Raw genomic sequence first — 12,012 nt, forward strand, 5'->3', positions numbered from 1 at the left:
CTGGTGGTAGTTGACGCTCTCGCCCCGGCGAAAGTACGCCTTGTGCCGGTATTCGAGGGTCTTGTTGTAGACCAATCGCGCGCACCCGAACGTGCGGGCCAGGTTCTCGGCCTGCTCCGGGTTCGGGTAGCACCGGAACCGGTAAGCCCGATGCCGCGTCTGGACACCCACGTTTCACAGTATGCATGTAGACGTTGTAAGCAGGGCTTCGGGGCGGGGAGGCGTCGAAGGCGACGCCTCCGCCGGTACCTGACCTGCTCGGCAAGAGCCCGATTCCTCCCCGGCCTGAAGGCCGAGGTTTCCTCGGAAGGACTTAGATGACTGAATTCGTCAATTGGGAAGACGTCAAAGCCGAGCTGCGAGCTGCGAGTCCTCTCAGCGATGAAGAGTACGAGGCCGTTGAAGCCCAGGCACGGGAGCGGCATCAGGCATACCTGCGCGGGTACCAGCTTGCGGAGATGCGCAAGACCGCGCTGCTGACCCAGAAGGAGGTGGCCCGCCGACTCGGAGTCACCCAGGCACGCGTCTCCAAGATCGAATCGGGGGAGATCTCCGGAATCGATACGGTTCGGGCCTATGTCGCAGCCGTCGGCGGTCAAGTTGATGTGACCGCGACTCTAGGGGACCGCACTTGGAAGGTCGCCTAGCTCAGTCGCGGCCGTCTTCGCCGAGCCAGCGTGCCAGGCGGCCGGCCCGCACCAGGGCCGTCAGGCGCTGCTCGGTCGCCTCCCGCAGGTGCGGGTAGGTCACCACGATGACCTGGTCCTCGGATCGGAGCCGGTCGGTGTGCTCGGGCACGAACAGGCGGCCTTTGCGGACCACCGCGGCGATGGCGCTGCCGTTCGGCAGCCGCAGCTCGAACAGGCGCAGGCCGGCCAGCCCCGACCGCTTGGGGACCGTGACCGTGAGGACCTCGGCGTCGACTGCGTCCAGCGGGGCTATCTCGATGTCGACCTGCTGGACCGTCTCGGGGTTGGACAGGCCCAGCCGCCTGGCCATCCACGGCAGGGTCGGTCCCTGGAGAAGCGTGAAGACCAGCACCAGGATGAACACGATGTCCCACAGCGCCTGGCCTCCAGGCAGCCGCTCGGACTGCGGGATCGTGGCGAGGACGATCGGGACCGCGCCTCGCAGTCCCGCCCACGAGATCAGCGTCTGCTCCCGCACCGAGAACCTGAACGGCGTCAGGCACATGATCACCGACAGCGGCCGGGCCACGAGCGTGAGCACGCCGCCGAGGATGATCGCCGGGATCAGCGAGTCCAGCAGGTTCGTGGGGCTCGCCAGCATTCCCAGCATCACGAACATGCCCAACTGGGCCATCCAGCCGAGCCCGGTCGCGAACGACTGCGTCGCCGCCCGGTGCGGCAGATGCGAGTTGCCGAGGACCAGCGCCGCCAGGTACGCCGCGATGAATCCGGAGGCGTTCACTGCTCCCGAGGCGGCGAAGGCCGCCAGGCCGAGGCTGAACACGGCAAGCGGATACAGGCCGGTGACCGGCAGCGCCAGCCGCCGCAGCACCCACGCGCCGCCGTAGCCGATCGCCAGCCCGAACGCCACGCCGACCGCCAGCTGCCACACCAGCGTCATGATCAGGTTCGCCGCGCTCGGGATCCCCGCCGCCGACGAGAACGCCAGCACCAGGATCACCGCCGGGGCGTCGTTGAAACCCGACTCGGCCTCGAGCGTTCCCGACAGCCGCTTCGGCAGCCCCACCCCGCGCAGCTCCGAGAACACCGCCGCCGCGTCGGTCGAGGCCACCACCGCACCGAGGATCAGCGACGTCTTCCACGAGAAGCCGATCAGGTAATGCGCGCCCGAAGCGGCCACCACCACGCTCACCCCGACGCCGAACGTCGCCAGCATGCTCGCCGGAGCCAACTGGTTCGAGATCGCCCGCCACCGCGTCGAAAGACCGCCCTCGATCAAGATGAGCGCCAGCGCGGTCGTGCCGAGCACCTGCGCGAGCTCGAAGTCGCCGAACGGGATCCCCAGGCCGTCCTCGCCGAGCGCCATCCCGGCCCCCATGAAGACCAGCAGCGCCGGCAGCCCGAGTCGGTGCGTCGCGCGCAGCGCGCCGATCGACACCAGCACCGTGGCGCAGCCGATCAGCAACGCGAGGTACAGCTGCGGCAACGTCACGCCAGGAGCGTAACCGATACCGTATGTCACCGGAGTTTCGTCGCATTACCGGAGCGCGAAGCGGTGGCCTAGGATCGTCCCCGTGAGCGATCAACCACCTGAGGGCGCCGGCGCCACCGACGGTTACGAGCGTTTGTGGACGCCGCACCGCATGGCCTACATCAAAGGCGAGGGTAAACCGACCGGTGAGGACACCGATATCGAAGGCTGCCCCTTCTGCGAGATCCCGAAGCTGGACGACACCGACGGCCTCATCGTCCAGCGCGGCCGGGGCATGTACGTGGTCATGAACAAGTTCCCCTACAACTCCGGCCACCTCATGGTGGTGCCCTACCGCCACGTGCCCGACTACACCGACCTCGACGTGGACGAGGTCGCCGAGATGGGATCGCTCACCCAGGAGGCCATGCGGGTCATCCGCGCGGCCATGGGCGCCCACGGATTCAACATCGGCATGAACCAGGGCCAGGTCGCCGGAGCCGGCATTGCCGGCCACCTCCACCAGCACATCGTGCCACGCTGGGGAGGGGACGCGAATTTCATGCCCATCATCGGACGCACCAAGACGCTGCCGCAGATGCTGGCCGACACCCGTGCCGAGCTGTCCGCCGCCTGGGGCGGCGAATAGCGGGCCCGGCACTATAGAGTCATCCCCACCCGCCCGACGCCCGAACACCCGATGGGCGATGCCGAGAAATCAGGAGACCATGGCGAAGTTCCTTCGGACCTCCGGACGAGCCGGCCTGCGGCGCTATGTCGACGCCGTCGCCAAGATCCTCGTCCGCATCGGCGTTTCCGCCAACGCCGTCACCATCGCGGGCACCACCGTCGTCGTGGCCGCCGCGGTACTGCTGCTCTCACAGGGCCGGCTGCTGGCCGGCCTGATCGTCGTGGCCGTCGCCGTCCTCACCGACATGTTCGACGGCGCCATCGCCCGCATCAAGGGCAGCCCGTCGCGCTTCGGCGCCCTGCTCGACTCGACCTGCGACCGCATCGCCGACGGCGCCGTCTTCGCGGGCCTCGCCTACTGGCTGCTGGCCGAGGAGCGGTTCCTGGCCTGCGCGCTGGCACTGGTGGTGCTGGTGACCTCCCAGGTCGTCTCGTACGTCAAGGCCCGCTGCGAAGGGCTCGGCGAGAAATGCGACGTCGGCATCGCCGAGAGGCCCGAACGCCTCATCATCGCCGGCGCCGCCGCGCTGGCCGAAGTCGTCGGCGTCCCGTACTCGCTGGAGGTCGGCATGGCGGTGCTCGCCGTCCTCACCTCCATCACCGTCGTCCAGCGCCTCGTCCACGCCCGCGCGGCCCTGAACGCCAGCGAGGAGCGCATCGATGCGTGAGAAGCTCACCGAGTGGGGCTACCTGGCCGCCTGGCGGGGCGTCAGGCTCCTGCCCGAGCGGGCCTCCGCCGCCGCGTTCCGCCGCGCCGCCGACCGTTCCTGGAGGCAGAACGGCCGAGGCGTCCAGCAACTGCGCCGCAACCTCGCGCGCGTCGTCGGCGAGGTCGACGAGGACCTGGTGCGCGAGGCGCTGCGCTCCTATTCCCGCTACTGGCTCGAGGCCTTCCGCCTGCCGTCGATGAGCCGCGACGAGATCTCGTCCCGCTTCGAGATGCACGGCTACGAACCGGTCGCCGAACGCGCCGCCGCCGGTCAAGGCTCGATCGTCTCGCTGCCCCACTGCGGCAACTGGGACATGGCCGGGGCCTGGGTGTGCCGGGTCGCCGAGGACCGGCTCACCACCGTCGCCGAACGGCTCAAACCCGAAGGGGTCTTCCGCCGCTTCCTGGAGTATCGCGAATCGCTGGGCATGACGATCGTCCCCACCACCGGCGGCGACCGCGACCCCCAAGCCGTGCTCGGCGAAAGCGTCAAGCGCGGCGACGTCATCGCCCTCGTCGCCGACCGCGACCTGGGACGCAGCGGCATCGAAGTCAAATTCTTCGGCGAGACGACCACCTTCCCCAGCGGCCCGGCGCTGCTGGCCATCCGCAACGACGTCCCGCTGTACACCGCGAACATCCACTACGAGACCGACCGGGCCGTCTGCCACATCACCGGACCGCTCGACACCGGCGCCGGTCGCCTCCGCGAACGCGTCGCCTCCACCACCCAGGCCATGGCCGATGCCTTCGCCGAAGGCATCGCCGCCCACCCGGCCGACTGGCACATGCTCCAACGCTTCTGGACCGCCGACTTCGGCCCCGCCGCCGACACCGCGGAGGCCTGATGGGGGACCTGCGCATCGGGATCGTGAGCCCGTACTCCTTCGACGTTCCCGGCGGCGTCCAGTTCCACATCCGCGACCTCGCCGAGACCCTCATCGGCGCCGGACACGACGTCTCGGTGCTCGCCCCCGCCTCCGAGACCGCCGACCTGCCCGACTTCGTCGTCTCCGGCGGCAAGGCCGTCGCCGTCCCCTACAACGGCTCCATCGCCCGCCTCGCCTTCGGGCCGCGCTCGGCCGCGCGCGTGCGCCGGTGGTGCATCGACGGCGACTTCGACGTCGTCCACGTCCACGAGCCGCTCACACCCAGCCTCTCCTGCCTCGCCGTCCTCACCGCCAAATGCCCGGTCGTGGCCACCTTCCACACCGCCATCACCCGCTCCCGCATGCTCGCCGCCGGCAAGCACATGGCCCAGCTGGTACTGGAGAACCTCTCGGCGCGCATCGCCGTCAGCCCCTACGCCCGCAAAGTCCAGGTCGAGCACCTCGGCGGGGGAGCGGTCGAGATCCCCAACGGCGTCCCGGTCGACTTCTACCGCAAGGCCGCGCCCCTCGACGACATGCCCCGAGGCCAGACCATCGGCTTCATGGGCCGCTACAACGAACCCCGCAAAGGCTTCGGCATCCTCCGCGACGCCTTCGCGAAGCTCGCCGCCGACCGCCCCCACCTGCACCTCCTCGTCGTCGGCCGCGGCGACCCCGACGAAGCGCTCGCCGGCCTCGCCCCCGGAATGGCCGAACGCATCCACTTCCTCGGACCGGTCTCCAACGAAGAGAAGGCGAGCATGCTCGCCGGCGTCGACCTCTACGTCGCCCCCAATACCGGAGGCGAGTCCTTCGGCATGATCCTCACCGAGGCCATGGCCGCCGGCTCGTGCGTCCTCGCCTCCGACATCGAGGCGTTCAAGAGCGTCCTCGACGACGGCCGCGTCGGCGGCCTGTTCCCCGTCGGCGACGCCGACGCGCTCGCATCCGCGGCCGGACGGCTCCTCGACGACCCGGCCCTGCGCGCCGAGTACGTCGAACAGGCCGGCGAATGGGTGCGCCGCTACGACTGGCCCGAAGTCGCCGCCCGCGTAGTCGAGGTCTACCGCGCCGCCATCGAAGCCGGCCACCACCGCCGCCGCTGAAGCGCCTCGACCGGAACCTGAGCCCGGGCGAGGGCGCATTACGATGATCCCGATGTGGTGGCTGGCAATACTCGTAGCGGTCGTGGCCGCCGTCGGCGCCTACGCGACGTGGACGGTCACGCGGGTGGAGCGCCTGCACCGACGCGCCCAAACCGCCGAGTCGGCACTCCTCGCCAAGCTCGACGACCGCGCCGAGACCGTCCTGAAGTTCGTCGGGCGGCCCGGATTCGAAGAGGCCGTCGCGCTCGCCCTCTCGGTCGTCGCCGTCCCGGCCACGACCCAGCGACAGCGGGAACTGCGCGAATACGCCGAGAACGACCTGACGCGCGCCCTGCGCGACCTCAAACCCGACCCGGTATGCGCCGACGACCTGGAGGCGGCCAACCGGAGGGTCGCGCTGGCCCGCCAGATCCACAGCGACTTCGTGCGCGACGCCGTCGCCTCCCGGTCCCTGCCGGTGGCGGTGCTGCTGCGGATGCACCACCGGCTGCCGCGCCCCCGGTACTGGGACATCGACGACCCGATGCGCTGAAGTCGGGCTCACCGCTCACCGGCGGCTGTGAGGTCGGTCGCGGCGTAGAATCGGGCAGGTCAGGTACCCCTTGAATCGTGTCGACCATCAGATGGAGCCGGTGACCGTGTCAGAGACCCAGAAGACCGAGGCCGAGATCGGCACTGCCCGCGTCAAGCGAGGCATGGCCGACATGCTGAAGGGCGGCGTCATCATGGACGTCGTCACTCCCGAGCAGGCCAAGATCGCCGAAGACGCCGGAGCGGTGGCGGTCATGGCGCTCGAACGCGTCCCCGCCGACATCCGCGCCGAGGGCGGCGTGTCGCGCATGAGCGACCCCGACATGATCGACGGCATCATCGAGGCCGTCTCGATCCCGGTGATGGCCAAGGCCCGCATCGGCCACTTCGTCGAGGCCCAGGTCCTGGAGGCGGTCGGCGTCGACTACGTCGACGAGTCCGAGGTCCTCAGCCCCGCCGACGAGGCCCACCACATCGACAAGTGGAAGTTCACCGTGCCGTTCGTGTGCGGCGCGACCAACCTCGGCGAGGCGCTGCGTCGCATCAGCGAGGGCGCGGCCATGATCCGCTCCAAGGGCGAGGCCGGCACCGGCAACGTCGTCGAGGCCACCCGCCACATGCGGCAGATCCGCGGCGACATCGCGCGCCTCACCCAGCTCGACGAGGCCGAGCTGTTCTCGGCCGCCAAGGACCTGCGCGCCCCGTACGAGCTGGTCGCCGAAGTCGCCCGCCTCGGGAAGCTCCCGGTGGTGCTGTTCACCGCCGGCGGCATCGCGACCCCGGCCGACGCGGCGATGATGATGCAGCTGGGCGCCGAAGGCGTATTCGTCGGCTCGGGCATCTTCAAGTCCGGCGACCCGGCCAAGCGCGCGGCCGCGATCGTGAAGGCCACGGCCTTCTACGACGACCCGAAGGTCGTCGCCGAGGTCTCCCGCGGCCTGGGCGAGGCCATGGTCGGCATCAACGTCGACACCCTCGCCGAGGACCAGAAGCTCGCCGGCCGAGGCTGGTAGACCGCGCACGTGAACGGCGGGCCCGGACCGAGAGGTCCGGGCCCGCGTTCCGTGGGAGCTCGATCGGAGAGGTCAGTGGGGGGCGAGGTCGAACAGCACCCCTCCGGTGTCCCGCACCGCGTGGCAGTAGTTGCCGAACTGGCCCCGGTAGACCTGGAAGCGCGAACCCCACACCCCGTGGGCGCGGACGGTCACCGGTCGGTACTCCATCGAACACGCCCCCGCCGAGCGCGGGATCGACCCGATCCGCCCGTCGGCGTCGTCCAGCTGGCCGCAGGCTTCGGCGCCGCGCGGGTGCCCGGCGCCGCCGGGGCATGTCAGGACCGCGTCGTAGCCGGTCCCGTCCTCGAAGGCGACCTCGACGTAGAAGGCGCCGGAGCCGGCCGCATGGTGGACCGGGTGGGACGCCGCCGGGACGGCGAACGCGACGACCGCCGCCGAGGTGAACGCGGCAGCGGTGCCAAGGACCTTTCTGATCATGCAGTGATCCTAAGTAGGCGCACGCCCGCAAACGGCCATCGACACACCCGGAACGGCCCGGCGACCTAGGCTGGGGCCATGGACGCAGAGGAACTCGACCGGCTGTCGACCGCAGAGCTCCAGCGGCGGGCGTTCGCGCTGGCGCGCCGCCGCCGTGACTGGCGGTTCTTCATCGACCTGTTCCGCCACACCCCGGCGGCGGGCCAAGCCGACAACCTCGACCCGGACGTGGCCGAGGTCGGCGTCGCCATCGACGACCTGGTGGGGATGTGGCGCGAGGCCACCCAGGGCCGGTGGGGCGAGACCGAACCGCTGGCCCGCGCCGCCTTCATCGACTACCTCTCCCGCGAAGGCGGGGAGGAACCGGAGGGGGAGGACCGGTGACTACTTGGCGGACTCGCTGAACCAGTACTTGACGTCGGCGTTGAACAGCCACCACAGCGACAGGACCGAGGCGAAGACCCACGGCGCAACCAGGTAGGAGAAGATCGTCGTCATCAGCATGCCCGACAGGAACAGGATGATCGACATCGCGATCGCCAGGCGGCGCACGATCTTGTAGCGGGACTTGAACCGCAGCGCGCACAGCGCGATGACGATCGCGGCCAAGATCGTTACCCCGGCCATGGTGAGGTTCGAGACCAGGAAGCTCGTGCCCTGGTAGAACTCGTGGAGTTCCTCCGCCAGCTGAGCGGCCTCTTCGGGCCCCTCCGACTCGCCGAAGGCCTCCTCGAGCTCCTCCTGGCTCATCGACCGCCAGGTGAAGACGCTGACGGCCAGGAAATTGCTCGCCAGCACCGCGCACACCGCCTGCACCCACACGGCGATCCGCAGCCGGCCGAGCTGCCGCGGCGGGCCTTCGACCTCGTCGTCATCCGGTCCGGAGGCGGGTCCGAAGTTCGGTTGCGGGAGCATTGGCGTCAGCCTCCGGGCGGGTTAATGGTTGAACCAGCGGCGGGCGAACCGCTCGGTCAACGTTCCGATGATCGTAATGGGAACGATAGCCAATCCGATGCACAGCGCCCAGTACAGGCCGCCGGTGACCATGAGCCAGCCGAGTCCCACCAGGCTCAACACCTGGCTGAGCAGGATCAGCAGCCACAGGACCCGCCACTGGGTGCGCAGCAGCAGCACCGCCAGCACCAGGAACACCGCGAAGGCGCCGAGTCCGACCGCGCCCCGGTAGACGTCGTGCTCCGCGGCGGAGGGCACCAGGCCGCGAGCGGTGTGGTGCGCCAGCACGATCAGTCCGCCGACGACGGCGCTGATGGCCGCCTGGATCAACATTGCGTTGCGTCCGGCGCGGACCGAACGGGGCATCGGGTTGCGCTTCACAATCTCAGGCATGGTCCTAAAGCTCCTAGGGGTGCGGCACGTTCGACCGCAGAGCCTAACGGATCGGCCCCAGTGGCCCGAGCTTGGCCCGACCTCGGTCACAGGGCCGATTGCCCAGCTAGGCACCGCGAGTCGCCCGAACTACGCTTGTAGCGCCCGCTGAAGCCGAGTTTTTGGAGTTCTCTGATGGACCAGCCCCTGATCGGTGTGCTGGCGCTGCAGGGCGACGTCGTCGACCACATGCGCGCCGTCGAGGCCGCCGGCGGCCGCGCAGTGCCGGTGCGCCGCGCCTCAGAGCTCGACGAAGTGGAGGGCCTGGTCATACCCGGAGGCGAGTCGACGACGATGAGCCGCCTGCTCACCGTCTTCGACCTGTTCGACCCGCTGCGGAAGCGCCTCGACGAGGGCATGCCGGCCTTCGGCTCGTGCGCGGGCATGATCATGCTGGCCGACGAGGTGCTCGACGGCCGGCCCGATCAGCGTTCGCTCGGCGCCATTCCCATGACGGTGCGGCGCAACGCCTTCGGCCGCCAAGTCGATTCCTTCGAGTCGCCGGTGGGCCTGGAGGGCGTCGACGGCGGGCCGTTCCACGGCGTCTTCATCCGCGCGCCTTGGGTCGAGCGGGTCGGCGACGGGGTCGAGGTGCTCGGCCGCGTCGACGGCGGGCACGGGGACCCGGAGGCGCCGGACGGTAGGATCGTCGCGGTACGCGCCGGCGTGTGCCTGGCCACCTCTTTCCACCCCGAGGTGACCGGAGACGCCCGGGTGCACCAGTACTTCGTGGATATGGTCCGGCGCGCCGCCGCCGGAGAGGTCGATAAGAGGAACGAGGGAACGCCGGAATGAGTGGCCACTCCAAGTGGGCGACGACCAAGCACAAGAAGGCCGCCATCGATGCCAAGCGTGGCAAGCTGTTCGCCAAGCTGATCAAGAACATCGAGGTGGCGGCCCGGACCGGCGGACCCGACCCCGACGGCAACCCGACCCTGTTCGACGCGGTCCAGAAGGCCAAGAAGAACTCGGTGCCCAACGACAACATCGACCGCGCGATCAAGCGCGGCGGCGGGCTCGACGGCGGCGGCGTCGACTACGAGACGATCATGTACGAGGGTTACGCGGCCGGCGGCGTCGCGGTGCTCATCGAGTGCCTGACCGACAACCGCAACCGCGCCGCCTCCGAGGTGCGCGTGGCGCTGACCCGCAACGGCGGCACCCTCGGCGAGGCCGGCAGTGTCGGCTACCTCTTCTCCCGCAAGGGCGTCATCATCGTGCCCCGCGCCGACGGCCTGACCGAGGACGACATCCTCATGGCGGTCCTCGACGCCGGCGCCGAAGAGGTCAACGACCTCGGCGAGGGCGGCTTCGAGGTGCTGTGCGAGCCGACCGACCTGGTGGACGTGCGCACCGCGCTCCAGAAGGCCGAGATCGACTACGACTCGGCCGACACCGGCTTCCAGCCCTCGACGACCGTCCCGGTCGACGCCGAAGGCGCCAAGAAAGTCATGAAAGTCGTGGACGCGTTGGAGGACTCCGACGAGGTCCAGAACGTCTACACCAACGTCGACATCCCCGACGAGGTCCTGGCCGAACTCGACTCCTAGCGCATAGGGGCGGTCGGGGCGGGTATACCGGCCCGATGACAGATCAGACGAAGACCCTCACGATTCCGGCCGGTCCGGTCGAGCTGGAAGCCGACCTGACCGTGCCCGACGACGCCCAGTCGGTGGTCGTGTTCGCCCACGGATCGGGTTCGAGCCGCCGCAGCGAACGCAACCGGTACGTCGCCGACTTCCTCAACGAGGAGGCCGGCGTCGGAACGCTGCTGTTCGACCTGCTCACCCCCGCCGAAGCGGAGGACCGCGGGAACGTCTTCGACATTCCGCTGCTGGCCGAGCGTCTGGTCACCGCCACCAACTGGCTCAAGGACCGGCCCGAACACGCCGACAAGACCGTCGGCTATTTCGGCGCCAGCACCGGCGCCGCCGCCGCGTTGCGAGCGGCCGCCTCACCCGGCGTCCAGGTCGACGCCGTGGTCTCCCGCGGCGGTCGGCCCGACCTGGCCGGCGACGACCTGGGGAAGGTCCGCGCGCCCACGCTGCTCATCGTCGGCGGGCTCGACTACGAGGTACTCGGGCTCAACTACGACGCGCAGCGGCGCCTGGGCGGCTCCAGCCGGATCTCGATCGTCCCCGGCGCGACCCACCTGTTCGAGGAGAAGGGCGCGCTGGCGAAGGTCTCCGACCTGGCCCGCGAATGGTTCGCCGAGCACCTGACCGGCGTCATACCGTGAACGGGTAGGTCTCCGGGGCCTCGCCGCGCACGACAGTTCTGAGTGACTGACACAACCTTTCCGAAGCTGCGTCATTCACAGGATTTGACTGACGCGCTGGCGAGAATATGCGTCATGATAGATGTCATGACCGAGGAACACGTGACCATCCGGGATCTCCAGCGCAACGCCGCTGAGATATTCAAGCGCGTTCAGGAGGGTCATACCATCCTCGTGACCCGTTGGGGTGAGATCGTCGGCCAGATCACTCCGCCGGACCCGGCGGAGGAAGCGATCGCGAAGGCCATCGCCGAAAAAGTGCTCGATCCCGCCGTACTCGATTCGCTTCCCACCGGAACAGAGGCTTTGGAAGGTGCCCCCGAGCCTCTGCCGCCGGGTTCCGAGCTCAGCTCTGAAGTGCTCGAAAGGCTGCGCGAGGAGCGGGACCTCCCGTGAAGTTCCTCTACCTTGACACCTCTGCGTCGTTGAAGCTCTTCGTCCGTGAACCGCAGTCCGCTCCTCTGGAGGAGTGGCTGATCAGCCGGGTACCGGATCGCCAGATCACAAGCCACTTGACCCGTACTGAGGTTCGGCGAGGGCTTCACGGCCTCAAAGCGCCGGAATCAGCTCATATGCGGGCTCACCACTGGCTCGAACGGACAGCCCACGTCGCCCTGCCCGCTCATGTCTTCGACAGTGCGGGAGAGCTCGCGCCGGATTCGGCGCTGCGATCACTGGACGCCATTCATGTCGCCGCCGCGGCGTCGCTCAGTAAGGCGCTGGCATGTTTCGTCACCTATGACAAGCGCCAGGCCGCGGCGGCCGAGGCAGAGGGCATGAATGTGGTTTCACCAGGGCTGACCGACTGATGGTCCAGGGCATCTGCGCA

General features: G+C 69.2%; 18 protein-coding genes. 13 read left to right on the forward strand and 5 right to left on the reverse strand.

Features of this window, described 5'->3' with window-relative positions:
• A partial coding sequence (locus tag ACYVL2_RS11060) for a helix-turn-helix domain-containing protein (RefSeq protein ID WP_460543393.1) occupies positions 1–171 on the reverse strand: 171 nt, incomplete at its 3' end.
• Positions 172–317: 146 nt separating this feature from the next.
• Here ACYVL2_RS11060 and ACYVL2_RS11065 point away from each other — a divergent pair.
• Positions 318–647, forward strand: a complete 330-nt coding sequence (locus tag ACYVL2_RS11065) for a helix-turn-helix domain-containing protein (RefSeq protein ID WP_460543170.1) — start codon at positions 318–320, stop codon at positions 645–647.
• A 1-nt stretch (position 648) separates the two neighbouring features.
• Here the strand turns inward: ACYVL2_RS11065 and ACYVL2_RS11070 are convergent, their stop codons facing one another.
• The gene (locus ACYVL2_RS11070; RefSeq protein WP_460543172.1) at positions 649–2,142 is read right to left on the reverse strand and encodes a potassium/proton antiporter; all 1,494 of its coding nucleotides are present in this window, start codon (positions 2,140–2,142) and stop codon (positions 649–651) included.
• Between the two features lie 151 nt (positions 2,143–2,293).
• Here ACYVL2_RS11070 and ACYVL2_RS11075 point away from each other — a divergent pair, with 151 nt between their 5' ends.
• The 6 genes from ACYVL2_RS11075 (at position 2,294) to pdxS (ending at position 7,039) form a co-directional block, all read left to right on the forward strand.
• Positions 2,294–2,770, forward strand: a complete 477-nt coding sequence (locus tag ACYVL2_RS11075) for an HIT family protein (protein WP_460543395.1) — start codon at positions 2,294–2,296, stop codon at positions 2,768–2,770.
• 79 nt (positions 2,771–2,849) lie between these two features.
• Complete coding sequence (gene pgsA, locus ACYVL2_RS11080) at positions 2,850–3,479, forward strand: phosphatidylinositol phosphate synthase (protein ID WP_460543174.1); 630 nt, start codon at positions 2,850–2,852, stop codon at positions 3,477–3,479.
• Positions 3,472–4,368 (forward strand): phosphatidylinositol mannoside acyltransferase, encoded by an 897-nt coding sequence (locus tag ACYVL2_RS11085; protein ID WP_460543177.1) that lies wholly within the window; start codon positions 3,472–3,474, stop codon positions 4,366–4,368. Before pgsA ends, ACYVL2_RS11085 begins: the two co-directional genes overlap by 8 nt.
• A gap of 8 nt (positions 4,369–4,376) precedes the next feature.
• Positions 4,377–5,495, forward strand: coding sequence for a glycosyltransferase family 4 protein (locus ACYVL2_RS11090; RefSeq protein ID WP_460543397.1), 1,119 nt, complete (start codon positions 4,377–4,379; stop codon positions 5,493–5,495).
• A gap of 52 nt (positions 5,496–5,547) precedes the next feature.
• Positions 5,548–6,027, forward strand: coding sequence for a hypothetical protein (locus ACYVL2_RS11095; RefSeq protein ID WP_460543179.1), 480 nt, complete (start codon positions 5,548–5,550; stop codon positions 6,025–6,027).
• A gap of 91 nt (positions 6,028–6,118) precedes the next feature.
• Complete coding sequence (pdxS, locus tag ACYVL2_RS11100) at positions 6,119–7,039, forward strand: pyridoxal 5'-phosphate synthase lyase subunit PdxS (RefSeq protein ID WP_460543399.1); 921 nt, start codon at positions 6,119–6,121, stop codon at positions 7,037–7,039.
• 72 nt (positions 7,040–7,111) lie between these two features.
• Here pdxS and ACYVL2_RS11105 read toward each other — a convergent pair whose 3' ends face one another.
• Positions 7,112–7,519: a subtilase-type protease inhibitor gene (locus ACYVL2_RS11105; protein WP_460543181.1), complete on the reverse strand. Its 408-nt coding sequence runs from the start codon at positions 7,517–7,519 to the stop codon at positions 7,112–7,114.
• A gap of 78 nt (positions 7,520–7,597) precedes the next feature.
• Here ACYVL2_RS11105 and ACYVL2_RS11110 point away from each other — a divergent pair, with 78 nt between their 5' ends.
• The gene (locus ACYVL2_RS11110) at positions 7,598–7,903 is read left to right on the forward strand and encodes a hypothetical protein (RefSeq protein WP_460543183.1); all 306 of its coding nucleotides are present in this window, start codon (positions 7,598–7,600) and stop codon (positions 7,901–7,903) included.
• Here ACYVL2_RS11110 and ACYVL2_RS11115 read toward each other — a convergent pair whose 3' ends face one another.
• The gene (locus tag ACYVL2_RS11115; RefSeq protein WP_460543185.1) at positions 7,904–8,434 is read right to left on the reverse strand and encodes a hypothetical protein; all 531 of its coding nucleotides are present in this window, start codon (positions 8,432–8,434) and stop codon (positions 7,904–7,906) included.
• Between the two features lie 21 nt (positions 8,435–8,455).
• A complete protein-coding gene (locus ACYVL2_RS11120) occupies positions 8,456–8,866 on the reverse strand; it encodes a hypothetical protein (protein WP_460543187.1) in 411 nt (136 codons plus the stop codon).
• Positions 8,867–9,040: 174 nt separating this feature from the next.
• Here ACYVL2_RS11120 and pdxT point away from each other — a divergent pair, with 174 nt between their 5' ends.
• The 5 genes from pdxT (at position 9,041) to ACYVL2_RS11145 (ending at position 11,992) form a co-directional block, all read left to right on the forward strand.
• Positions 9,041–9,700, forward strand: a complete 660-nt coding sequence (gene pdxT, locus ACYVL2_RS11125) for a pyridoxal 5'-phosphate synthase glutaminase subunit PdxT (protein ID WP_460543189.1) — start codon at positions 9,041–9,043, stop codon at positions 9,698–9,700.
• A complete protein-coding gene (locus ACYVL2_RS11130) occupies positions 9,697–10,455 on the forward strand; it encodes a YebC/PmpR family DNA-binding transcriptional regulator (RefSeq protein WP_460543191.1) in 759 nt (252 codons plus the stop codon). Before pdxT ends, ACYVL2_RS11130 begins: the two co-directional genes overlap by 4 nt.
• Positions 10,456–10,490: 35 nt before the next feature.
• A complete protein-coding gene (locus tag ACYVL2_RS11135) occupies positions 10,491–11,144 on the forward strand; it encodes a dienelactone hydrolase family protein (RefSeq protein ID WP_460543193.1) in 654 nt (217 codons plus the stop codon).
• Between the two features lie 126 nt (positions 11,145–11,270).
• On the forward strand, positions 11,271–11,579 hold the full coding sequence (locus tag ACYVL2_RS11140) for a type II toxin-antitoxin system Phd/YefM family antitoxin (protein ID WP_460543195.1): 309 nt from the start codon (positions 11,271–11,273) through the stop codon (positions 11,577–11,579).
• Positions 11,576–11,992 (forward strand): type II toxin-antitoxin system VapC family toxin, encoded by a 417-nt coding sequence (locus tag ACYVL2_RS11145; protein ID WP_460543197.1) that lies wholly within the window; start codon positions 11,576–11,578, stop codon positions 11,990–11,992. Before ACYVL2_RS11140 ends, ACYVL2_RS11145 begins: the two co-directional genes overlap by 4 nt.
• Positions 11,993–12,012: the final 20 nt, after the last annotated feature.

This window comes from Glycomyces halotolerans, assembly GCF_054779575.1.